Origin of the sequence: Candidatus Hecatella orcuttiae (assembly GCF_002009985.1) — an archaeon.
Taxonomy (GTDB): domain Archaea; phylum Thermoproteota; class Bathyarchaeia; order Hecatellales; family Hecatellaceae; genus Hecatella; species Hecatella orcuttiae.
On the sequence record NZ_MTLX02000005.1, the window covers coordinates 552,521 to 573,229 of the forward strand.

The 20,709-nt window shown below is 55.3% G+C and carries 25 protein-coding genes and 1 tRNA gene; 7 read left to right on the forward strand and 19 right to left on the reverse strand.

What is annotated here, in order from left to right:
- Positions 1-33: 33 nt before the first annotated feature.
- Positions 34-813, forward strand: a complete 780-nt coding sequence (locus BWM17_RS05930; RefSeq protein ID WP_309493023.1) for an A24 family peptidase — start codon at positions 34-36, stop codon at positions 811-813.
- 166 nt (positions 814-979) lie between these two features.
- A tRNA-OTHER gene (locus BWM17_RS05935) sits at positions 980-1,181 on the forward strand.
- Between the two features lie 16 nt (positions 1,182-1,197).
- On the opposite strand, the gene BWM17_RS05940 is transcribed toward BWM17_RS05935, so the two are convergent.
- The 3 genes from BWM17_RS05940 to BWM17_RS05950 form a co-directional block, all read right to left on the reverse strand.
- Positions 1,198-1,620, reverse strand: a complete 423-nt coding sequence (locus tag BWM17_RS05940; protein WP_309493024.1) for a hypothetical protein — start codon at positions 1,618-1,620, stop codon at positions 1,198-1,200.
- 175 nt (positions 1,621-1,795) lie between these two features.
- Positions 1,796-2,353 (reverse strand): hypothetical protein, encoded by a 558-nt coding sequence (locus tag BWM17_RS05945; RefSeq protein WP_309493025.1) that lies wholly within the window; start codon positions 2,351-2,353, stop codon positions 1,796-1,798.
- Between the two features lie 3 nt (positions 2,354-2,356).
- Positions 2,357-2,809: a hypothetical protein gene (locus BWM17_RS05950; RefSeq protein WP_309493026.1), complete on the reverse strand. Its 453-nt coding sequence runs from the start codon at positions 2,807-2,809 to the stop codon at positions 2,357-2,359.
- A 159-nt stretch (positions 2,810-2,968) separates the two neighbouring features.
- Between BWM17_RS05950 and BWM17_RS05955 the strand changes: the two genes are divergently transcribed.
- Together BWM17_RS05955 and BWM17_RS05960 are read left to right on the forward strand one after the other, a co-directional pair.
- Positions 2,969-3,367, forward strand: coding sequence for a ferritin family protein (locus BWM17_RS05955; RefSeq protein ID WP_309493737.1), 399 nt, complete (start codon positions 2,969-2,971; stop codon positions 3,365-3,367).
- Positions 3,368-3,445: 78 nt separating this feature from the next.
- Positions 3,446-3,661, forward strand: coding sequence for a hypothetical protein (locus tag BWM17_RS05960; protein WP_309493027.1), 216 nt, complete (start codon positions 3,446-3,448; stop codon positions 3,659-3,661).
- 77 nt (positions 3,662-3,738) lie between these two features.
- Here BWM17_RS05960 and BWM17_RS05965 read toward each other — a convergent pair whose 3' ends face one another.
- Positions 3,739-4,089 (reverse strand): OB-fold nucleic acid binding domain-containing protein, encoded by a 351-nt coding sequence (locus BWM17_RS05965; protein ID WP_309493028.1) that lies wholly within the window; start codon positions 4,087-4,089, stop codon positions 3,739-3,741.
- Between the two features lie 64 nt (positions 4,090-4,153).
- Here BWM17_RS05965 and BWM17_RS05970 point away from each other — a divergent pair, with 64 nt between their 5' ends.
- Complete coding sequence (locus tag BWM17_RS05970; protein WP_309493029.1) at positions 4,154-4,708, forward strand: TIGR00725 family protein; 555 nt, start codon at positions 4,154-4,156, stop codon at positions 4,706-4,708.
- A gap of 71 nt (positions 4,709-4,779) precedes the next feature.
- The gene (locus tag BWM17_RS05975) at positions 4,780-5,664 is read left to right on the forward strand and encodes a hypothetical protein (RefSeq protein ID WP_309493030.1); all 885 of its coding nucleotides are present in this window, start codon (positions 4,780-4,782) and stop codon (positions 5,662-5,664) included.
- On the opposite strand, the gene BWM17_RS05980 is transcribed toward BWM17_RS05975, so the two are convergent.
- The 15 genes from BWM17_RS05980 to BWM17_RS06050 all read right to left on the reverse strand — a co-directional run bounded on the left by BWM17_RS05980 (position 5,661) and on the right by BWM17_RS06050 (position 19,528).
- Positions 5,661-7,154, reverse strand: coding sequence for an NADH-quinone oxidoreductase subunit M (locus BWM17_RS05980; protein ID WP_309493031.1), 1,494 nt, complete (start codon positions 7,152-7,154; stop codon positions 5,661-5,663). The two genes, BWM17_RS05975 and BWM17_RS05980, sit on opposite strands and share 4 nt — an antisense overlap.
- Positions 7,155-7,160: 6 nt before the next feature.
- Positions 7,161-9,227 (reverse strand): NADH-quinone oxidoreductase subunit L, encoded by a 2,067-nt coding sequence (locus BWM17_RS05985; protein ID WP_309493032.1) that lies wholly within the window; start codon positions 9,225-9,227, stop codon positions 7,161-7,163.
- A gap of 9 nt (positions 9,228-9,236) precedes the next feature.
- Positions 9,237-10,769, reverse strand: coding sequence for a complex I subunit 5 family protein (locus BWM17_RS05990; RefSeq protein ID WP_309493738.1), 1,533 nt, complete (start codon positions 10,767-10,769; stop codon positions 9,237-9,239).
- Between the two features lie 2 nt (positions 10,770-10,771).
- A complete protein-coding gene (locus BWM17_RS05995; protein ID WP_309493033.1) occupies positions 10,772-11,131 on the reverse strand; it encodes a cation:proton antiporter subunit C in 360 nt (119 codons plus the stop codon).
- A 4-nt stretch (positions 11,132-11,135) separates the two neighbouring features.
- Entirely contained in the window at positions 11,136-11,561 is a 426-nt protein-coding gene (locus tag BWM17_RS06000) for an MnhB domain-containing protein (RefSeq protein WP_309493739.1), read from the reverse strand.
- Positions 11,545-11,835, reverse strand: coding sequence for a hydrogen gas-evolving membrane-bound hydrogenase subunit E (gene mbhE / locus BWM17_RS06005; protein WP_309493034.1), 291 nt, complete (start codon positions 11,833-11,835; stop codon positions 11,545-11,547). The genes BWM17_RS06000 and mbhE overlap by 17 nt, the downstream gene beginning before the upstream one ends.
- A gap of 2 nt (positions 11,836-11,837) precedes the next feature.
- Positions 11,838-12,092, reverse strand: coding sequence for a hydrogenase subunit MbhD domain-containing protein (locus tag BWM17_RS06010; RefSeq protein ID WP_309493035.1), 255 nt, complete (start codon positions 12,090-12,092; stop codon positions 11,838-11,840).
- Positions 12,085-12,390, reverse strand: coding sequence for a monovalent cation/H(+) antiporter subunit G (gene mnhG / locus BWM17_RS06015; RefSeq protein ID WP_309493036.1), 306 nt, complete (start codon positions 12,388-12,390; stop codon positions 12,085-12,087). Before mnhG ends, BWM17_RS06010 begins: the two co-directional genes overlap by 8 nt.
- 35 nt (positions 12,391-12,425) lie before the next feature.
- Positions 12,426-12,701, reverse strand: a complete 276-nt coding sequence (locus BWM17_RS06020) for a cation:proton antiporter (RefSeq protein WP_309493740.1) — start codon at positions 12,699-12,701, stop codon at positions 12,426-12,428.
- On the reverse strand, positions 12,701-13,237 hold the full coding sequence (locus BWM17_RS06025) for a Na+/H+ antiporter subunit E (protein ID WP_309493037.1): 537 nt from the start codon (positions 13,235-13,237) through the stop codon (positions 12,701-12,703). The genes BWM17_RS06020 and BWM17_RS06025 overlap by 1 nt, the downstream gene beginning before the upstream one ends.
- Before the next feature lie 206 nt (positions 13,238-13,443).
- The gene (mch, locus tag BWM17_RS06030; RefSeq protein ID WP_309493741.1) at positions 13,444-15,246 is read right to left on the reverse strand and encodes a methenyltetrahydromethanopterin cyclohydrolase; all 1,803 of its coding nucleotides are present in this window, start codon (positions 15,244-15,246) and stop codon (positions 13,444-13,446) included.
- 9 nt (positions 15,247-15,255) lie between these two features.
- Complete coding sequence (locus tag BWM17_RS06035) at positions 15,256-16,938, reverse strand: formylmethanofuran dehydrogenase subunit A (RefSeq protein ID WP_309493038.1); 1,683 nt, start codon at positions 16,936-16,938, stop codon at positions 15,256-15,258.
- Complete coding sequence (locus tag BWM17_RS06040; RefSeq protein ID WP_309493039.1) at positions 16,939-18,240, reverse strand: formylmethanofuran dehydrogenase subunit B; 1,302 nt, start codon at positions 18,238-18,240, stop codon at positions 16,939-16,941.
- The gene (locus BWM17_RS06045; RefSeq protein ID WP_309493040.1) at positions 18,234-18,629 is read right to left on the reverse strand and encodes a molybdopterin dinucleotide binding domain-containing protein; all 396 of its coding nucleotides are present in this window, start codon (positions 18,627-18,629) and stop codon (positions 18,234-18,236) included. The genes BWM17_RS06040 and BWM17_RS06045 overlap by 7 nt, the downstream gene beginning before the upstream one ends.
- A gap of 62 nt (positions 18,630-18,691) precedes the next feature.
- Entirely contained in the window at positions 18,692-19,528 is an 837-nt protein-coding gene (locus BWM17_RS06050) for a F420-dependent methylenetetrahydromethanopterin dehydrogenase (protein ID WP_309493041.1), read from the reverse strand.
- A 196-nt stretch (positions 19,529-19,724) separates the two neighbouring features.
- Here BWM17_RS06050 and fhcD point away from each other — a divergent pair, with 196 nt between their 5' ends.
- Positions 19,725-20,630: a formylmethanofuran--tetrahydromethanopterin N-formyltransferase gene (fhcD, locus tag BWM17_RS06055; RefSeq protein WP_309493042.1), complete on the forward strand. Its 906-nt coding sequence runs from the start codon at positions 19,725-19,727 to the stop codon at positions 20,628-20,630.
- Positions 20,631-20,709 lie beyond the last annotated feature (79 nt).

Below are 20,709 nucleotides of genomic sequence, written 5' to 3' on the forward strand. Positions count from 1 at the left end.
TCCGTGTTGAAGAATCGGTGAAGGCTGAGCCTGATGGCCTCCGAGCAGCTGGACTACGCAGCCGTCATCTTGGTTTTAACTTTCTTAGCCTACTCCGCTTGGAGCGACTGGCGGACTAGGGAGGTGACCAACCGCGTTTGGATGATCCTCGCCCCTTCTGGGGTTGCTCTCACCCTTCTCCGAATTCTGCCTACGCACAATTGGACGCTCTACTTAGGATGGGGCCTCATCATGGGGGTTATGACCCTCATTTCCTTCACACTCTTCTACCTAGGCCTCTGGGGCGGCGCTGACTCCAAAGCCTTCCTCAGCCTAGGCCTCATCCTCCCATGGCCGCCTCGTGCTCCAGACCCTTGGCTGGGAATTCGGCTGCCGGTTTTCCCTCTCACCGTTTTAAACAACACCATCCTCCTTTCCACTTCCGCTGTCTTCTACATCTTGGCGAGGAATATAGCTTGGAAGGCGTTTCACCACCAAAGCCTCTTCCAAGGCTTCGCCCATGAGTCTCGGTGGAAAAAGCTTCTAGCCCTCCTAGTCAGTTACAAGGTTAAAAAAGAGAAGCTTCAAGGAAAGCGTTTCCTCTCCCTTGCCGAAGAATCCGAAGCCGAGGAAAGCGGAGGGACTCCGCCTCCGAAGCGAAGCTTCAAATTCCAAATAAAAGAAGCCCCTCCCATTGAAAGATGGGAAGAGCTGCCGGAAGAAGTCTGGGTTACGCCTCAACCGCCCCTGATGGTGTTTATATTCCTCGGCACAGCCGCCGCCCTCTGGCTGGGAGACCTCCTTCTCTGGCTTATAGCTCAATTCTTCCCCTAATCCATCCACTCTTGACCAAGAGCTCCCAGCCCAAGGAAAAAAGGGTGGGAAATCTGCCGCCGTTTCACACCTTTCTTTTTTGCGCCGCGCTTCTCTGCGAAGTTTGCTTAGGCCTCAAGGGTGGATAAAAAATTTATTTGAAGGAAACCCTATCCTCTAATTAGGTGGGACCGTAGTCTAGCCAGGCAGGACGACTGCGCTGCAAGCTTCCCCAAAAGGCTTCAACGCAGTCAAGGGCTCCAGCTCAGTTCAAAAGTTCACCGACCGCCCCGAGGGCTGAATGAGGAGGAGCTGGAGCGGGGAGAAACCCGTAGACGGCTGAAGCAAGCCGGTGGAAGTCGTCGGTTCAAATCCGGCCGGTCCCACCATTTTTTTCTAGGCTGGCTAGTAGTAGTAGAGGTTTGCGAAGGCGTCGTAGGCGTAGTCTTCCCCGCAACCGTTTCCGTAGCCCACGTTGACGTAGACAGGCTGGCCTTTTTTGATGTAGAAGTAGTCTCCCGGGGGAAGGAAGATGGTTTGGGTTAGGTCGTTGGGGCCGGTGCAGTAGGTGTAAACGTCTCTTTGCATGTAGAAGAGGAAATCCTTCTTCATGTTGACGAAGTAAGGCTCAAACCTGCCTATCTTCTTCCTAGTTATGGAGATGTAGAGTTCGAAGTCCCCTTGCGCTTCCTTGACGCATAGGAGGCCCATGAAGGCTCCGATAATGTGAATATCTCGGTTAGGCCTCCAAGTTTCCAGTATGTAGGTTTTAGCCGTCCGCTTCTTGGCCACGTCGATGGTGTGAAAACATTTCGTCCGTATGTTCACCAACCAACCCCTCTACAGCTTTAACCGTATTTGTAACATTTCAATAGATTTTTCAAGACTATTTAATTCCTTCCTCATCACGGCGTTGAAGAATGCGCCAACAAGCCTAGAAAGCCATCTGCAGCTTCAGCTCTCCCATCTGAAAATCGTCTGAACTCCTACAAAAATGCAACACTCATTCCACCGTCCATCTTCTGCTGAGCATGTTTTCAACTTCTTCGCTGTCTCCAAGGTGATCAGGCTCTGACGCCCAGTGGAAAAGGAAGACCCCGGTTAAATTGTAGCCTCTGAGAACATCCAAACCGGCTTCATATCCTTCCGCCCTGATAGTTGCGTTAGGCCAAGCTCCTTGCCATACATCCATACCTAGGGTTGCGACGAATCTGCATTCGACGCCGTATTTTTCTGCCAAGTAATCTATTATCTCTGCGCGCTCTTTCACGTCCTCCCTGTAATCTTCAAGACTTCTAATGTCCCATGGGCTGTCTTCGTACTTCTTCCAAGGAAAAACAGTCATGCTGATGCAGTCGTATCCTTCAAATGCGCCGTGGCTGTCTAAAACCTCCCACATTCCAACATATGGATGTTCAGCGATAGCGACCCTGCCGCTGTAGACCTCCCGAATCTTCGGCAATATTTCTCTGTACCATTCTCCGGCTTCATCCCCACTTAGGATAAGGCTCATCTCAATCCCCGGAGCGAACATCTCCACGTTGTTTTCTTCAGCAAACACCGCTCATCTTAAAACAACATCCGTCCAGTTTTTCTCATCCAGCTTCCATTCTTTTGTGATCCAGTAGTCTCTTGACTCAACATAAGGTACGAGGAAGACTCCGAGCTCAAAATCGTGGGCTGTTGCAATGGCTTCTCTCAAATATGTTGCGGCTTCGTTGTAGTCTCCTATTACACCTCCGTCCTCGGTGCCATTGTAGAACGCTCTGATGTAAAGATAGTTGGCTCCAACGTTTTTTGCCTTTAGAACCAGTCTGAGGTTGCTTTCCGGACTGTATATTTCCTCGTAAATGCCCGGATGATAATAATAGGAAACAGTTCTCCAAGTTAAACCTTGAATCTCAAATTCTCTCCTACTCTCTGGAAAACTGTACTCTCCTTTTTGTTGAACATACCCACTAGCTAGAAGGATCCCGGCTACCAACCCGATGACCAGCACGATCAGTATCTTTCTCAACTTCCCACGACATAATACTGGTGATGCTCATTTTAAATAAACGCTCGGTAAATTCGTGCGCCGAGTTGCATTTTGTTGAAGTCGTTTAATGGGTAATTTAATAAGCTCTTTTCACCTAACTTATTGCCGCACAGGGAATAGGTAGGTGAACCAACGTTGGTGAGAAAAAACAGTTTCAAGTCAAAGCTTGAACATTCCATTTCTCTTGAAAGCGACTTGGCTGAGTATTACCTTCAAAAATCCCTGAAGGCTGAAAACCCGGTACTGAAGCTGGTGTTCCGGCAGCTGGCGTTGGACACCATGGAGCACAGCGACATTCTGGAAACCGTCAGAGACATGCTCTCCGGCAGGATTCCCAAAAGCAAGGAGCGTATGAGAACAAAGGAGCTGGAAGAACATTCGAAGATCGAGAAAGAGTTGATGCTCTTCTACAAGGAGGCGGAAAGAAAAGCCGGAGAAAAGGAAGTCAAACTGCTGTTTCAGAAACTAGTGTCAGATGAAGACCGACACCATAATATGCTGGAGACCCTGATTAAAACCCTTCGGCATCGAAAATAGCCTGAGCTAATGTTGACTGAGGGTGCGTTTTGAACGAAATCCATATAATGGATGTTTTTTATTATAATTAGGAGTCTTATGGAAGATAAATGCCCAGGTTCCGCCTTCGTCAAGATCGAAACAACCCAATGCCCCAAATGCGGTGAAGAAGTGGAACTGTTCAGCGACGAATACAAGACTAAGTGTCCTAACTGCGGGGAGACCGTCTTCCGAGACCTAGCTTCCTGCATCGACTGGTGCCCCTACTCCCAAAAATGCTTAGAGGACCGGCAGAAATACCAAAGTAAAAGCTAAAACTACTTCCAGCTTCGTAGCAGCCATTTTGCCAGCGAGCCGGTTTTTTAAGAAAAACGAACTCAGCTAACCTTCTATCAGACTTGGATCCTGCGTGTGGAGAGGTTGTTCTGCACGTTGACCGACGGAATCTCCGCGCCGCTTCTGCTCAGCTTCCCGTATCTCCCCACGTTAAGCCTCAGAGAGCTTTTGAAGACGGAGATGTAACCGTTTTCTATCCGGAGGACATCGCCGCTCTTCACCTGGTCGATGACCTCGTCCCAAAGGGTTAGAATGATGCAGCCTGACTCATCGCCCACCAGAACGTCGGCTACCCGGTGCTGGGAGCCGTCGGCTCTGAAGGTGACCACCCTCTCCTCCAACTTCTCCACGACCTTTAAGTCTATGTTCACCCTCTGGGATCCCACGCGGAGTTCATGAACTTTCAATTTTTTCAGCCTTGATGAAATCCGTTGCCGAATATTTTATTTTAGCGGTGAAAACATATAAAGCTTGACGGCGGTCATACCGGCTTCCGGTGGAGTTGTGATGGGAGAAAAACCTCAAGTTTTAGTCATCGGCTACGCCGATGACCACTGCCCTGACAGCGCCCGCAAGCTGGCCTATGAGGTAGGCTGCGAAATCGCTCGGAGGGGCGGTATTCTGATAACAGGCGGCTTAAAAGGCGTCATGGAAGCTGCCAGCCGTGGGGCGAAGGAAAACGGGGGTTTGGTGGTGGGCATCATTCCCCAAGAAGACAAGGCCTACGCCAACCCCTACTGCGATGTAGTGGTGTGCACAGGTATGGGTTGGGCTCGGGATTTCATCACCGCCTACACTGCCGACGCCGTCATCATTGTGGGAGGCGGGGCTGGAACCCTCATCGAAGCCATAGCCGCCTACTTTAAGCTCAAGCCCATTGTTGCCCTCCGGGGCAGCGGAGGCACTGCGGACAAATATGCGGGAGGATACCTCGACGACAGGAAGGCAGTGAAGGTTTGGGGAGAAAACACTCCGGGAAAGGCAGTGGACCGAGCTTTCCAGCTTCTGAAAGGGGAACACCGTTAAACATGGTTCTGTCGGTTAAAGAATTTTCAGGTAAAAACTTGCTACCCAGCTTGTAAGGCTGTTCTATCAAGATGAGGTTCACTTTCCATTACGGCTTGCTCGTCCTAGTGGCTGTTGTGCTAGCTTTTCCTCTTCAAAGTTTAGCTTGGACGCTTAAACCTCTGATCCCCGGCTTCCTCTTCGTTCTCATGCTCTTTGCCAGCGCCGGTTTTGACCCTGAAGAGCTGCGGAGGGTGGCTGAATTCAAGCGGCAGGTGGGAGCATGCTTGCTGGTCAACTACGGTCTTCTCACAGGATTTCTGGTGGCCGCTGCCTTCCTTTTCTTCGGAGAAATCAGAAACGGAAACCTGGTCATAGCGGCCATGCCTCCCGCCATAGCCGTGGTTGCCTTGGTCTCCCTCACCGATAAGGAAAACCTGCCTATGGCCTTGGTCTCAGAGATTTTGACTTACGTGGCTGCCCTCGGTTTGGCTCCCTTGATTCTGCTGTCTTTCGCCACGAAGGTTTTCAACCCTCTTTTCCTCCTTCAGATTCTCTTCTTCTTCATCCTCTTACCCTTGTTCGCTTCCCAGCTTTTGAGAAAGGTCGAGTTTCTGGTGAAGGAGAAGGAGCTTCTGTCCACCTCCGCCTTTTCCCTCATAACCTTCACGGTGGTAGGCATAAACGTGAGTTTTCTTCTGGAAGGGAAGCCTTCCATGTTGGCTCTCCTAACCTTGATTCACGCTGTGAAAACCTTCGGCTTAGGCTTCCTCCTTCTAAAGCTCACCGGAAACAGAACCTACGCCTTCTTTGCAAGCTTCAAGAACATGGGCGCTGCGGCAGCCGTCAGCCTGCTTCTCTTCAGCGACCTCGCCAGCCTCCCCGTGGCCGTAGGCATCATCCTAGAAAGCTTCCTCATAGCCTACTCCCTATCCTACTGGAAGCCGGGAAAACCTAGCGGCGGGGTAAGAGGCTAAGGGACTAGGGCTTCCATCACACGGCTGAGAAGCTGGTTTAAAAACTGAGGATAAACTCCCGTCGCCACCGTCAAGACGGTTAACACCATCAGGGGAACTATGAAAAGGTTTGACGCCTCCTTCACCCGGCTTAGGCGGCTGGGAAGCTGTCTGAAGAGAACCCTCCGCACCGTCCACAGGGAATAGCTCAGTGTCAGGGCTGTGGCCATCACCGCGGCCACGGCTAAGACAACCCTCACAGCTCCCCCCTCAACAACTCCGTGGAGGAAGAAGCCGAGAAAGATCATCCACTCGCTCTGAAAGCCGTTGAGGGGCGGAACGCCGGAGAGGCTTAGGAAGCCTACCACCATGGCCACGGCTGTGTAGGGCATTTTGGAGGCTAAACCCCCCAGCTGCCTGATGCTTCTCGTCCCAGCCTGCCGCGTGAGGACTCCGGAGATCATGAAGAGAGCCGCCTTACTGGTCGCATGGCTGAAGTAGAGGAAGATGGCGCCCACCAGCCCTAGGGCTGAGGAGGACGCAAGGCCGAAAAGCAGGTAGCCCATCTGGCTGATGCTGGAGTAGGCCAGAAGCCTTTTGATGTCGTCTTGAGCCAAGGCCATGAGCGCTCCGTAGACCATGGTCACCAAGGCCATGGCCGCCAGCCCCGGGCTGAACTCTAGGATGGTCTGGGGGAAGGCGGTGAAGACAATTCGGAGAATGGCGTAGCCGCCTATGCCGCTTGTGGTCGCGGAGAGGAGGGCGGTGATGGGCGTCGGCGCCTCGACGTAGGTGTCCGGAAGCCACGCGTGGAAGGGGAAGATGGCAAGCTTCACCATCAGCCCCACCAAGAGAGCTGCGACGATAAGCCTCGCCGCCGTGGAGCCCACAGGCTGCCCCTGGGCGGAGGCTTCCTCGATAGCGAACAGGCTGAAGCTTCCGTAGGCGGCCCCGGTGGCCAATATGCCTAGGAGGAACAGGAGGGCTCCCATGTGGGTGTAGATGAAATACCGGAAGGCTACGCGTTCTCTGTCTCCGGTTCCCCAGCCGTGGACTAGAGCCCAGGAAGGCAGAAGCATCAGCTCGAAGAAGAGGTAGAATTCGATGAGGTCTGAAGCTAGGACGCTGCCGAGCATTCCCGCGGTGTAGAGCAGATACAGCCCATAGTAGAGGGGCATGTTCTGTTCCCCGTCCATGTAGCGGATGGAGTAGGGGGCTACGATGCTGGCCAGCAGGGCTATGGTTAAAGCCATGGTAACCCCCAATCCGTCGGCGTGGAAGCCGAAGGTCAACCCCAGCGAAGGGGCCCAAGGGACTTGAAACACGTAAGCCTCCACCGTGCCGGTGAAGATGCGGGTAGCCAAGGTTAGAAGGAGGGCGGAAATGTAGGCTGTCACGGCGAAAGCCGCCCACCCGGCTTGTTTACCCATGCGCTTGGGCAGCAGGGCTAGAAGAGGTGAGACCAGCAGAGGCAGAAACACCGACTGGATGAGAAGCTGTTCAGGGCCCATGGCTGTTCACCCTCCTAAGCCAAGCCAGACTAGGAGAACTATCAGAAGCGTCAGGCCTCCCATCAAGCCTACCGCGTAGTCGTTGAAGACTCCTGTGTGGGTTTTTCTGAGGCGGCTGTAGAGGGTGGTAACCCCTGAGGCCACGAGGCTGCTGAACCTGAGTAAACCGTGGAACTCCAGAACCCTGTGGGCTCGGTCGCTGAGCTTGAGGGCGGGGTCTACAAAAACCCGGTAGTAGGCTTGGTTTATGTACCATCTTCTGAGAAGGAAGACCTGAAGAGCCTTAAGTTCAGGCCGCCTTTCCACCCAAGCTTTCACGTTCCACCTCCCCGCTACGTAGGCGTAGTAGGCAGGGATACCGCCCAAAGCCAGCATGAGGGTGGAGGTCAAGAGAACCAGCCACTCCCCCAGCGGAGAATGAGCCTCCATGGCTTCACCTCCCTCTAAGTGGGCGAGGGTTGAGAGAGAGGGGGAGAACATGGAAAGGAAACCCTCCAGCAGTAGGGGTGCAAGGGCTCCGATGGCCACGGTTATCAGGGCCAAGGCTAGGTATGGAATCCACATGAGGGGCGGAGCTTCATGGACATGGTGGCCCAGCTTTTCAGCCTTCTGAAGATGGGCGCTCTTGCCTCCGAGGAAAACCAAGCCTACGACCCTTAGGCTGTAGAAGAAGGTTAACCCCACCGTCAGGGCTGCCAGAGTGTAGAGGAAGGGAGCTTGGGCGCTGGCTTGGAAGGCCTCCACCACAGACTTGAGGATTCCCTCCTTGCTCCAGAAGCCGCTGAGGGGAGGAACCCCGGCGAGGGCTAGGGCTCCGATGAACATGCTCAGGAAGGAGAAGGGCATAAGCCTCCTAAGCCCACCCATGTCGTCCATGAACCGGGACTCGCAGGCATGGGAGACGGAGCCGGAGGAAAGGAAGAGGGTGGCCTTAAACAGGGCGTGGCTGACTAGGTGGAAAAGAGCCGCAGCGAAGGCGGCTACCAAGGCGTCCCCTGTCAGGAATCCTGCTATGCCCAAGGCCAGCATCATGTAGCCTATCTGGCTGACGGTGGAGTAGGCCCATACCTTCTTGATCTCCCGGGAAACCACCGCTTGGGTTGCGGCTACAAAGGCGGTCAGAGCCCCTGCCCAAGCTACCGCTTGGAAGAAGACGATGAGGCTGGGCAGACCGGAGTGCATGGCTGAAAAGAATATGGGGAAAACCCTCGCCACCAAGTAAACTCCAGCCTTAACCATGGTGGCCGCGTGGATGAGGGCGCTGACCGAAGCCGGCCCGGCCATGGCGTCGGGAAGCCACTCCATGAGGGGAAGCTGCGCCGACTTACCCAAGGGCCCGCCGAGGAGAAAAAGGGCCGCAGGGATCAGCAGCCCCATTTCAGCCAGGCTTCGAGCCCACGCTAGGTTTCCTTGAAGCTCGAGGAAGCTGAAGGTTCCAGCCTGAGAGTAGATGAGGAAGATGGCGACTAGGAGGAAGATGTCTCCCACCTTGGTGGTGAGGAAGGCCTTCATGCCGCAGTGGGAGGGCGGATACTCCTCCGCTCCTTCACCGACCCACCTGGTTTTCCTGTCCTCAGGGCTGTCCCTGTGCCAGAACCCTATGAGGGCGTAGCTGCACAGGCCTACGCCCTCCCAGCCGATGAAGAGGAGGAGAAGGTTATCGGCTAGGACGAGGAGGACCATGTTGCCGATGAAGAGGTTCATGAAAAACCAGTACCTTGTAAGCGCCGGGTCCCCCCGCATGTAGCCGAGGCTGTAGACCATGATGAGGAGGCCTATCCAAGCTGCCACGTTGGCCATGAGGACGCTTAAGGGGTCCACCAGCATCCCTGCTTTAACCTGAACTCCCGCCACCCTGATCCACTCCACTGAAAGAGGGTAAAAGCCGGCGGAAGCCTCACCCTTCAACACTTGAGGATACCCGAGGAACATCAGAAAGGCCATGAAGGCTCCTAGGCCGGAGAAACCCACGGCGGCGTAGTCCCTGACCCGGGGGTGAATCCTAGCCAAGGCCGGGGTGAGAAGGGCTCCTAGGATGGGGAAGACCCAGCTAAGCCAAGGCGTATACTCCAACATTCAGCTCTAACCTCCCAACACCTGCTCAACGTAGTTGCCCGGATGTAAAGCCGCCTGCACAGCCGGCTCCACGAAGTTCAAGCCAAGCTGGGGGAACACTCCGAAAACAACAGCCGCCACCATCAGAGCGAGCATGGGAACCAGCATCAGAGGGCCGGCTTCCCGAAGGTTTTCATGCTCCCGCCTAAGCTGGCCTAGGAAGACGCTGCGGAAGGCGTTCACTATGTAGGCTACGGCGATAACGCTCATAACGGCTCCTAGGAGCACGTAGAAGATGAAAAGCGGCTGCCCTGTTTCAATGGCCGCCTTGAAGATGATCCACTTGCTGACAAAGCCGTTGAGGGGGGGAACCCCGGCTATTCCAAAGCCTCCGACGGCGAAGGCGCCCATGGTGAGGGGCATCTTCCTCCCCAGCCCGCCGAGCTTGGACATGTCCCTAACTCCAGTTTGGTGGACGATGACCCCTGCGGCCAAGAAGAGAAGAGACTTCAAAACCGCGTGGTTGAGGAGATGGTACAGGCCCCCGGTGAGGCCTAGAAGGCTTCCGATCCCCACGCCGAAAAGGATGTAGCCGATGTTCATCACGCTGGAGAAGGCGAGCAGGCGTTTGATGTCGGTTTGGGCTAAAGCCATAAACCCTGAGAAAACCATGGTTACCACGCCTAGGGTGGAGAGGAAAATCAACAGCGCTTCTCCCGGCTGAACATGGTAGGCGGTGAACAGAACCCTGACCATGGCGTAGAGGCCGACCTTGATGTAGACTCCCGAAAGAATGGCGCTGATGGGGCTGGGAGCCGCGGGGTGAGCGTCGGGAAGCCAGGTGTGCATGGGGACAACGGCTGCCTTAACTCCGAAGCCCCAGATGAGAAGCGCCACGGCCAAGGGAGCCACTAAGGCGTTTCCCTCCAAGGTTCCAGGGAGAAACCTTTCCCCCGCGAGCCTCTGAGCTATGTCCGCCATGTTGAGGGTTCCTAGGGCGCCGTAGAGGAGGGCGATGCCGAGGAGAACCATGGAGGTAGCCGTAGCCCCCATGATGCAGTATTTTATGCCGGCTTCAAGGCCTTCGTGGTCGAGGTTGAAGGCTACGAGGGCGTAGGTGGCGACGCTGGACAGCTCCAAGAAGACGAAGAGGTTGAAAAGGTCCCCGGTTAGGGTTATTCCCATCATGCCGCTTAGGATCAGCATGAGAAGCGCGTAGTAGTAGGTCTGCCCTCCCTCATGTTTCATGTATTCGATGGAGTAGAGAGCCGCCAGCATGGTGATCCCGGCTACCACCGCGGCTACAAACCCGTTGAGGGAATCCACAGCTAAAACGATGCCGAAGGGCGGCCTCCACCCAGCCATCTGGTGGGTGACAACTTGCCCGTCCATCACCGCGAAAAGGAGGGAGACCGTTAAGCTGAAGGTCACAGCCGTGGTTGCGAAGGCTGACCAAGCCTGAAGCCTAACTGGGACGAAGGAGCCCACGGCGACGAGGATAAATCCCGCAGCCAACGGGAGGATGATGGAGAACACTGGAAGCCATTCTAGGGGGATCACCGTCAACCGTGAAGCCTCCTAATTTTTCTCATGTCTAAGGTTCCGAAACGCTGGTAGATTTTCACAGCCAAGGCCAATGCGAAGGCGGCGATGCTCATGTTGATGACGATGGCGGTTAAGACCAGAGCTTGAGGCAGAGGGTCTACCGCCGCGGCTGTGAAGGCTGAGAAGTGTTCGATGCGTTCTTCGGTGAGGACGGGAGATATACCCCCAGCCCTGTAGCCTAGGCTGATGAAGAAGAGGTTCACTCCGTCGGCTAGGACGCCCATTCCCAAGATTATTTTGATGAGGTTTCTTTTTCGGAGGATGCAGTACAAGCCAAGCAGAATGATTACCATGGACACAGCGTAGGGAAAGTTCACCTCATCACTTCCTCGCGAAGCAGTAGAACACTATCAGAAACGCGGCGGCTACGTGGATGGCTTCCCCGATGTCGTAGAGCAGGAGGTTCCCTGAGCTGAAAAACTCGCTGGGAACCCCGAACAGGTAGACAGCCTCGTTTCTGAAGGGCCAGGAGAAAAACCAGAAGCCGAAGGTCAGCCCCAAAAGGCCCACCAGCAGAATCATCGCCGCGCCCAAGCCTCTGAGGCTGTCTCCAAACCGGAAACCAAGCTTGCCCTCCATGAAGTCTAAGCCGAAGGCTAGGAGGAGAAGGAGGAAGGTGCTGCCCAGCATGACGCCGCCTTGGAAGCCTCCTCCCGGCGTGAGATGCCCGTGGAGGGCTACGGAGACCCCTACCAGCAGCATGGCCGGGGCGATAAGCCTGACCACGGTTTTAACGATGATGCTCATTCCTCTCACTTTTTACCATCCTCCTAAAGAGGGTGACAACCCCCAGCACAGCCGCGAAGAGCACAGCTGTCTCCCCTAGAGTGTCGTAGCCTCGGTACTCCCAGATGATAGCCTGCACGCTGTTCCAGGCTTTGACCTCCTCAAGACTCCGCTCCACATAATACTGACCCACCGGAAAGGGATGCGCGCCGAAGGGGGGAAGATAGAAGGCTGCGATCAGGATCAGAGTGAAGCTCACCGCTGCCAGAAAAGAAAACTCCACAAGCCTCCTCAAACCTACTCCTCCTCCATTCTCGAAGTCCTCATCAGCACAGCCACGAAAAGAGCGGTGAGAATGCCGGCTCCGATGGTAACCTGGGTTAGGGCGATGTCCGGGGCTTTCAGCATGAAGAACAGGAAAGCCAGCAGAATGCTTTGAACAGCCGCCACGACAACCGCGTAAAGCAAGTCTTTGAGCTCGATGAAAACCAGTATGAGGAAAACCATGACGATGAGGAGAAAGTTGAAGACTACGCCCGGCGGCTCAAACATCTTTCTCCCCCTCCTTCAGCATGTCGCACACCGACCTAGGCCAGAGGGGCACCCTGCTTTTATGGGCGGCTCTCAGAATCGCATGGGACCCAACCGGGGAAGTGAAAAAAATAACCGCGGCGATGATGAGGACTTTCAGGCTGGAGATGGGGTTTGAGGCTCCGAGGAAGAGGGCGAGGCCGAAGACGGTTACCACGGCTCCCCCGATCACGCTCACCGTGGCCGCGTGCATCCGAGTGTAGGCGTCGGGAAGCCTGAGAAGCCCCAGGGCTCCTACGAAGGAGGCGAAGATCCCCAAGGAGATTATTCCGCATCCCAGGGCTTGAAGCCAGGTCAGTCTCCCAGCCCCCTTTTTTCAAGGTACTTGGAAATCGCCAGCGTCCCGATGAAGGAAAGGAAGACGAGGAGAAGAGCCACGTCGAGCATGATGGCTTCCTCGTGGTAGACGCCCAGCAAAACCATGAGGGCCACAATCATGCTTACAGCCGTGTCCCCGGCTAAGACCCGGTCGGGGGCGGTGGGGCCTCGGAGAACCCTGTAGAAGACGAGGCAGAGGCTTACCACCAGGCCGAACAGAGCTGCCAGCAGGAAGGTTTGAAAGGCGTCCATCAACTGAAAAACCTCTTGGTGTATTCCTCGAATTTTGAGCTGATTTCCCTCCGGCAGACTTGGGGGTCGAGGCTTAGGACGTCGATCCAGTGGACGTAGTAGCATTTCTCCGCCTCGTCCACCTCCACCGTCACTGTTCCCGGAGTATTGGTGATGGAGTTTGCCACGCAGACTATCCCGCAGTCAGACTGGGTGGTGTAGGGAACCTTAACTATTCCCGGCCGAATGGGTAGGCTGGGGCTGAGTATCCGCTTGATGACGCTGAAGTGCGCCTTCACCTCCGCGTAAAACCAGTAGTAGACAAAGTAGACAACGGCCCAAAACCACTTGGCAGGGTCAACCTTATCGCGGACGCCGCCGGAAACCATCAGGCGGGAGGTGAAAAAAGCCACCAGCAAGCTGGAGAGGGCGCCTACCAGCAGCTCATCCGCAGCGAACACGCCCACCAAGGCGCACCACAATCCGAAGAGGACGATGAAGACGAGGAAAAGACGGGTTAAGCCTTGGAGTCTCCCAGCCCCATAGGTTCCCTTCAACAGTCACCCCAGCCACGCGGCGAATTTGGACTTTAATAGCTAGTTCAAGGTAAATTAAAATTTGCCCTTATAACTCTGATGGACTAAAGAGTTCGACCGGTTTGTTGTCATAAAAATTTATATTATTATCTGTCATTCGCTGATGGGAACTTCCCTAAAAGAATAAACCCGGAAAAATCACGCTGAAGTTTTTTATAAAAAAAAGTTTAGGGTGTTTTTAGGAGAGCGAGGGAGCGTTTGAGGATGGGGGCGCTGATCTTGCCGGCCGTGAAGGTGTTTCCTGTCTTCACGTTGTGGAGGGTGATCTTGGCGGGCGCGAAGAGGCCGGGGTCTATCTTGTAGAAGTCGCCTCCCGCCTCCTTGAAAGTCTCATAGAAGGGTTTCCCGTAGTCCCTGGAAGCGATGGAGGGAGCCTCGTCGATGATGTTGATGATTTCGTCGTCGGTTTTGCAGGCTACCTCATAGTAGACGTCGCCGCCGTAGAGGATCATGTCGTTGGTGATGCCCATGGCCACCTCGCTCTTGGGGTGCACGGGGGCTATGGGAGCTGAGCCTTTCCCCTTTAGGATTTTGTTGGGGTTGAAGCCCAGTTCGGTGAGTTTGTGGATGCCTGTCTCCACCACCCTCCCGGCTATCTGAACTGAGCCCACGAGGCTGGAGGTGGAGGCTATGAGCACGTACAAGCCCTCCAAGGGGACGTTGCAAGTTTCAGCCATCAGCTTCAACGCTGACTCCGTGGGAAGGCTGTCGGCTTCCAGCAGGATCACAGCAACCTTGGCTTCATCCTTGTAACAGAGCTTCTGGTAGAGCTTTTTAGGCTGGAGGGAAAGCGCCCTCGCCGGGCCGGAGCCCATGGCGAAATAGTCCTCCGTCTTGATGGCCCATCCTGCAAACTGAGCCCCCAGCGTGGCTACGGCCGGGTGGCCTGTGGTCGTCTCGTAGAGAGTCGGCAGCTCCAAGTCTTCACCGTATTTCTCCCTGCCGATGGATATCTCAGCCAAGTTGCCTAGGCAAATGAGGGTCACGATCTTCCCCGCTTCTTCGCTGCCTTTGGCTTTAAGGCCTACGTCCACCACCACGGCTCCTGAACTGTGCTTGGTAACTTGGACTCCCAGCCTCTCCGCTTCGTTGATGAGCTTCTCCACCAAGGGAACGGTCAGCTGGTTGACGCTGACTCCTTCGGGGAAGACTTCCCCTTCAGGGTTGAGGCGGCGGTTTCGACATCGTGAAACGAAGAGCTTCCCGCTGCCTCCTTCGAGGCTGTCCCCGGTGTAGACGTAGAAGGACGCGGGAATCTTCTCAGCTCCCACCTTGGCTTTGTCCTTTATCTCCGTGTAGGTGAAGCTGGGAAGAATCTCAGCGACCTCTCCCTGAACGATGATGCGCCCTCCTTTCATGGCAGCGCCGACGCGGGGGCCGCAGTTTCCCTTGACGAGGATAACTCCGTCCTGCATCCTGTGGCCTAAAAACTGGCCTGCATTCCCATCCACGGAGATGACTCCGCCTCTCATCCAGAGACCCGCATGGGTGCCGGTGTTGCCGTGGACGATGATGGAGCCGTTGAGCATGCCTTCTTGAACCCCTCGGTAGGGGGCTGCCAAGTAGTCGCCGGTGTTACCGAAGACTTCAATCTGGCCGCCGGCCATCATGGAGCCAGTCCAAGAGGCAGCGTTGCCCTTCACCGTTATGGAGCCGCCGGCCATCTCCTCCCCCAGATAGAAGCCGACGTTTCCCTCCACCACAAGCTTGCCGCCGTCCATTCCCTTCCCCACATACCTGAACTTGGAAAGGTCCCCTTTCAGGGTGACATCGCATTGGCTGGAGTCGGCGGCAGGCTCACCTTGGACTTTCACATCGAAGAACTCTCCCAGCTTAGCCGACCGTCCGCCTTCTAGGAGAGGAAGCTCCTCAATTTCTCCGCTGGATTTTCCGGCGAAGGCTTTCGGCGACAAGGCCTCCGCGAACACGGGAACTTTTGGGGCTTTTTTCAGTTGAAGTTTGATCTCCACCAAAACTTTTCACCCCGCCTTCAAAACCTGCGGTCGAGCTAGGGCGTCCTCAGGGATGATGAAGTTGTCGAACTCCACGGTGTAGTATTCCCTGAATTTGGCTTTCAAATTCGCCGCGGCCAGCCGGAGGACATCTTCCTCGATGTCAGGCTTAACCCAGAAAGTCTTCCCCCGAGGCGCAGTCTTGATCTCGCCTTTCTCCACCACCACTTGGCCCTCTTTCACAACCCAGACCGCGTTTCCGAAGGCCTTCCTCACTTTCTTGTAGTCTTTGGACGGGTCCACCTCCCGGGGGTTAAGAGGATAGACGGCGACGTCGGCGTCAGCTCCCACACCTAGATGGCCTTTGTTTTTAAGGCCCAGCGACCGGGCTGTTCCCGCCCGGGTTACGACGGCTATCTCCGAGAAGCTGTACTCCCTGTCCAAGGAGCTGAGGTTAGACCTCTTCCTAGCCATCCGGGGGATTTTGGAGAGAACCCTCTCCCTAGCCTTCCGGCTCATCAGCCAAGCTATTACCTTCGGATAGGCTGTGAAGGGCCCTGCGTTGGGGTGGTCGGTGGTCAGGAATACCCTCCAAGGGTCTCGGACGGCCAAGGCCAGCTCCAAGCCCACGGTCCACTGGATGGCGTTGACGTAGTTGGACCTCTTGTAGAAGTAGGGGACAACCCCTGCGCTAGTCTCCACCTCCACATCGGAGTTAGTCCACTTGTTGCCGGTGAGCTGGTAGAGCTGGAACTGGAAGGGTCCATCCGCAGTCATGGTGGTGGCGTTTCCGAAGACAAGCTGACCTAGGTCGATGCTGACATGGCCGTGTCTGTTGACGTAGTTGGCTATCTCCACGCCTTCGGAGCTCATGGAAAGCCAGTCTCGGCCTCCGTAGCCTTCAAACTGCACGTGGGTGAGGTGGATGACAGGCTTCTCCCCGGCTAGGTCCCTCACGCAATCCATGGTCTCGATGGTGGTCTCGTAGTTGCCGGGGCGGCCTAGGTTGTTGGGATGAAGGTGAATAGGGTGAGGAAGGTTCAGCATCTTACTGATCTTACAGAGGCTTCGAACTATCTCCCTAGGTGTAATGCCGAAATTTGGAACTTCCTCATCCAACCCCAGTACGTTTCCACCCCAGTTCCAAGCCTCCAGCCCTCCGGGGTTGACGATTTTTATGGCATAGCCCTTGACAGCTTCCAGCATCCAAGCCACGTAGCCGGCTGCCTCCTCGATTCTCCCCGCCTTCAAATACTCCAGCAAGATGACGTCGTTGCCGAAGAGGGGGAAGCAAGCCTTATCCAAGATGGGTATATCGTCCAGCTCATCGTGGGTATGCCTTGCCTTCAACATGGGGGTAGCCGGCTCGAACACCGTGGTGTAGCCCATCTTGGCATAACGGTAGCCGGTGGTGAAGACCGAGGGCACGGTGCTCCCCACCCCAGACCGGGTGGTAGGCGTCTTAGCCTCCGGGTCCCTGAAGTGGTCCTCAGGCCTCATCAGCCGCCCCGCGTTCACCTTAGACCCAGCGATGTGGGAGTGAAGGTCCACTCCCCCAGGCATGACCATAAGGTTGGAGGCGTCGATAACCCGGGCTCCGCTGCTCACCGACTCCACCACTTTGCCGTCCCTGATGGCTATGTCCATCTTCTGGCCGTCGATCCCGTTGAGGGGGTCGAAGACGATGCCGTTTTTGATCAGAAGCTCCACTCAAGCCACCTCCTTGAGGCTTCTAACCTTGTGAAGTATATTTTCCAACACCTCCACATCTGGAAGGCAGTTGGGCGGAGGCTCCACGAATTTTCTGGTCTTCAAAGCCACTCCATCCATCCGGTAGACTGTTCCTCCATATTCGATGCCGTTGAAGGCCGCGGGAATCCGCACATCCGCCAAAAGGCTTGTGGCCGTGAGGGTTGGGTCCACCACGGCGACGGGTATGTTGGCTAGGTTTTTCACAGCTGCCCAAGGCATGTGGGAAGCAGGGTCGGAGGCCACCACCAGCGCCGCGTCTACTTCCCCCCGAACCAGCAGGTCGGCGGCGGAGGTTTCTCCCGGGTTAAACCGGGGATAGCCGTGGCTGAAATCCACGGCGAAAGGATAGCCCGTCTGCCATAAGGCAACCTTGTTGGCTCCTGTGACGTTGTAGTGGCCTCGCATGGGCAGCATGAGGAATTTGGTTTTGAGGTTGAGGTCCCTCACCAAGGAGATGGCGGCGGCGATGTTTTCGTTTTTTGCACTGGACTGGGTTAGGCCGAGGCCGAAGAAAAGCATCCCAAACTCGCAGCTCACCATCATTTCAGCCAGCTCCTCGATTTTTTCCACCGGAACCCCGGCCACGGCTTCCGTTTCAAACTCCATGTCCCTCACAGCCATCCTCAGGGCTGAGAGCAACTCGTAGTCCTTTCCGGGGTCAATCTGAAGGAACAGGTCCGCGGTCTTGGAGGTAACGGTCTTCCGTACGTCCACCACCACGATTTTCCGGTCTTTTCTCTGGCTTCTGAAAAGACCCTTGGTGAAGGCGGTATAACGGGTTGTATGCCTGATGTGGGCTTGGGAGGGATTGCAGCCCCAGTAGATGATGAGGTCCGCCCTATGCCTAGCCTTTCCCAAGGTGCCTGTGGGCTCCCCCACGTCCTGTATGGCCTCCAAGCCGACTCCATGGCAGACGGTAGCAGTGTTGTCGAGGACCCCTCCCACCTCCTCTGTCAATTCTATGCCGACCTTGATGGCCTCGCAGCTGGTGTTACTCCACCCGTAGAGAAGCGGATACTTGGCCTCAGCCAGGATTCTAGCAGCCTTGTCCAAAGCTTCCTCAAGGCCGACTTTCCGAAAGCCTCCGTCCGCCCTCATGAGGGGATCCGGGTTTCGTTCTTCTTGAGAATGTAGAAATTTCTCGGTGGCTAGGGCGCAGGCGTATTTTACGCCTGTGATTTTGTTGTCCTCCACGGAAACTTCCAGGTCGTCGCAGACGCAGCCGCAAAAACTGCATAAGACATTCTTAACCACTACCATTTTTCATTTCCCCCTCTAGCTTCAGCCATGAGTTCCTCCAGGTCAGGAACCTTCTCCCCCGGAGCAGGTTCAACTTCAACCTCCAGACCCTTATAGCTGGGAGTGCCTGTCCCTCCGGTTTCCGGCCCGACGAGGCGGTTGGCCCAAGGGCCCACGGGAATGAAAACCAAACCCGGGCGGGGTTCCCTAGATTTAGCCGCCTTAACGGTTATGCTCCCGTAGGGTGACGTAACCTTCACGGTCTGCCCCGGCTCGATCTTGAGGGCGGCCATGTCGCTTTCATCCATCTCGCACACGGCCACGCTGTCCTTGTACTTGGCGGAGAGTTTTCCATGTTCCTTCCCCTGAGCTTGAGCTATGGAGGTCCCGGTTATCAAAACTGCTTTCAACTCTCTTCCACCTTTTCTGTTATTCTTCTTGCAGGAATTTAAGTTTCCGTTTAAACCCCCCATCAAAGCTTTTGAGGCTTCTCCATGAGCTTCCGCTTGGCCATGAGGCTTCCGTCCTTGTGGTGCGGCTTCCTCAGGAGAACATCAGGGGCCTTCTCGATCTCCCTCGCCTCGTCAGCCATCTTGGAGGCCGCCCTAACCATTTCGTGGGCCGCTGCCACCAAGGGAATGTAGCGTTCTCTTTCCTGAACCACAAAGCAGCCTTCCACATCTAACTCCGCCACCTTCCTCAGCATCTCGTAGGCGGCTAGGGCTTTCACTTTGGCGTAGGGGTTCTGAAACTCCGCTGCCTCCACGGCCTTTTCCTTGTTCACCACTATCTTGGGGAGCTCCGGCTTCTCTCCCTTCTTCACAGCCTCCACCACCCTATCCAGCTCAGTGTACAGGAGGTGGAAGCTGCCGGTTATGGCCAGAACCTTGATGATGTCAGCGTTGAACACCGCCATCTCCACGGGATCGAGGAACTCCCTCCTAGCCCCAATCATGGCGTCCCCCTCCACGATGATGTAGCCGAAGCCTTTCTCCCCCAGTTCTTTGGCTATCTTCTTGGATGGACCGTCGGAGACCACGATGGTAGGCACCCCGGCTCCAGCCATCTTCTCCCGAACCTTGGCGGGACCCGGCAGGGCAGCGTTGGGGCTGGCCACCACCACGAAGGCAGGTTTGAAGCTTAAGATGCTGTCAGCCACTTCCCCCGCTTGCTCCGGCCCCAGTTTGGCTCCGGAGCTTACCACTCTCACGTCTATGTCTTCCCTGTCAGCTCTTTCGTCCAGAAGCATTTCGAGAAGAGGGGCGGATGCGATGTTTCCTAATTTGACGAATCCGATCTTCACAACCACAACCATCACCTTTAGGGAAAAAATAAGGCGAAAAGCCTCTTTAAACTTTCCATTACCTTCCGGTTATCCGATTTAAGTAAAATTTCATCATAAAAATACCAATCTCCCGTAAATAAGCGAGCACAAGGGCTCTGTGGAAAATCTTTTAAACTTTCCGCGGCTAAAAAAGAGAATAAACAAAAAGAGAGGAGGAGCGATGTCCAAACAAGTGGAAATTGAAGACACCTTCGCCGAAGCTTTCCCCATGTGGGTGAGCAGGTTTCTGATAACGGCGGAAAACGAGAAATGGGCCTTAACCTCCGCTAGGGCAGCCACAGGCTTCGCCGTCTCCATAATCATGTCCCCTGCTGAAGCTGGGGTTGAAAAGACGGTGAGCGGGGATGAGACCCCTGACGGAAGACCTGGGGCTATCGTTCATATCTACCACAGCAGCGGCCACGGCCTCAAAGACCAGTTGCTGAGGAGGATCGGCCAATGCGTCTTAACTTGTCCCACCACCGCTGCCTTTGACGCCTTAGGCAGCCAAGCGGTGAAGAGGCTGAAGATAGGAGCCAGCATCCGATACTTTGGAGACGGCTTCCAGAAAAAGGACACCGTGAAGGACCGAACGGTCTGGCGGATCCCCGTCATGGAGGGAGAATTCCTCATCGAAAGCCGGTTTGGAGTGAAACTGGGTGTAGCCGGAGGCAACTTCCTTGTGCTGGCGGAAAACGCCAAAGCCGGACTTGAGGCAGCTGAAAGGGCGGTGGAAGCCGTGGTGGGTAAAGTGGACGGAGTGGTCATGAGCTTCCCAGGCGGCGTCTGCCGGTCGGGCTCTAAGGTCGGCTCCATGAAGTATAAGCTTCCAGCCTCCACCAACCACCTCTACTGCCCTGTCCTCCGGGATGTGGTCTCCGACACGCTGATCCCTGAAGGCGTCAAATGCGTCTACGAGCTCATCTTCAACGGCATCAACTTGGCTTCAGTCAAGGAAGCTATGAAGAAAGGTATCGAAGCCTCCGCAGCCGTTCCAGGGGTGGTGAAGATTTCAGCCGCTAACTTCGGCGGCAAACTTGGCCCCTACAAGATATACCTGAAAAAACTGGGATTATCCCTTCCGTGAGGCTGAGGATGTAGGGTGACAAAATAATTAACCCTACACCTAAAACAAAGCGTGTATATCAAACGGGCTGGAGGATGTT

Coding starts and splice junctions, on each gene's coding strand:
- BWM17_RS05930 (WP_309493023.1), top strand. CDS start 34: ATGGCCTCCGAGCAGCTGGACTACGCAGCCGTCATCTTGGTTTTAACT.
- BWM17_RS05960 (WP_309493027.1), top strand. CDS start 3,446: ATGGAAGATAAATGCCCAGGTTCCGCCTTCGTCAAGATCGAAACAACC.
- BWM17_RS05975 (WP_309493030.1), top strand. CDS start 4,780: ATGAGGTTCACTTTCCATTACGGCTTGCTCGTCCTAGTGGCTGTTGTG.
- BWM17_RS05980 (WP_309493031.1), bottom strand. CDS start 7,154: ATGGGCCCTGAACAGCTTCTCATCCAGTCGGTGTTTCTGCCTCTGCTG.
- BWM17_RS06000 (WP_309493739.1), bottom strand. CDS start 11,561: ATGAGCATCATCGTTAAAACCGTGGTCAGGCTTATCGCCCCGGCCATG.
- BWM17_RS06010 (WP_309493035.1), bottom strand. CDS start 12,092: ATGTTTGAGCCGCCGGGCGTAGTCTTCAACTTTCTCCTCATCGTCATG.
- BWM17_RS06020 (WP_309493740.1), bottom strand. CDS start 12,701: ATGGACGCCTTTCAAACCTTCCTGCTGGCAGCTCTGTTCGGCCTGGTG.
- BWM17_RS06040 (WP_309493039.1), bottom strand. CDS start 18,240: ATGGTAGTGGTTAAGAATGTCTTATGCAGTTTTTGCGGCTGCGTCTGC.
- fhcD (WP_309493042.1), top strand. CDS start 19,725: ATGTCCAAACAAGTGGAAATTGAAGACACCTTCGCCGAAGCTTTCCCC.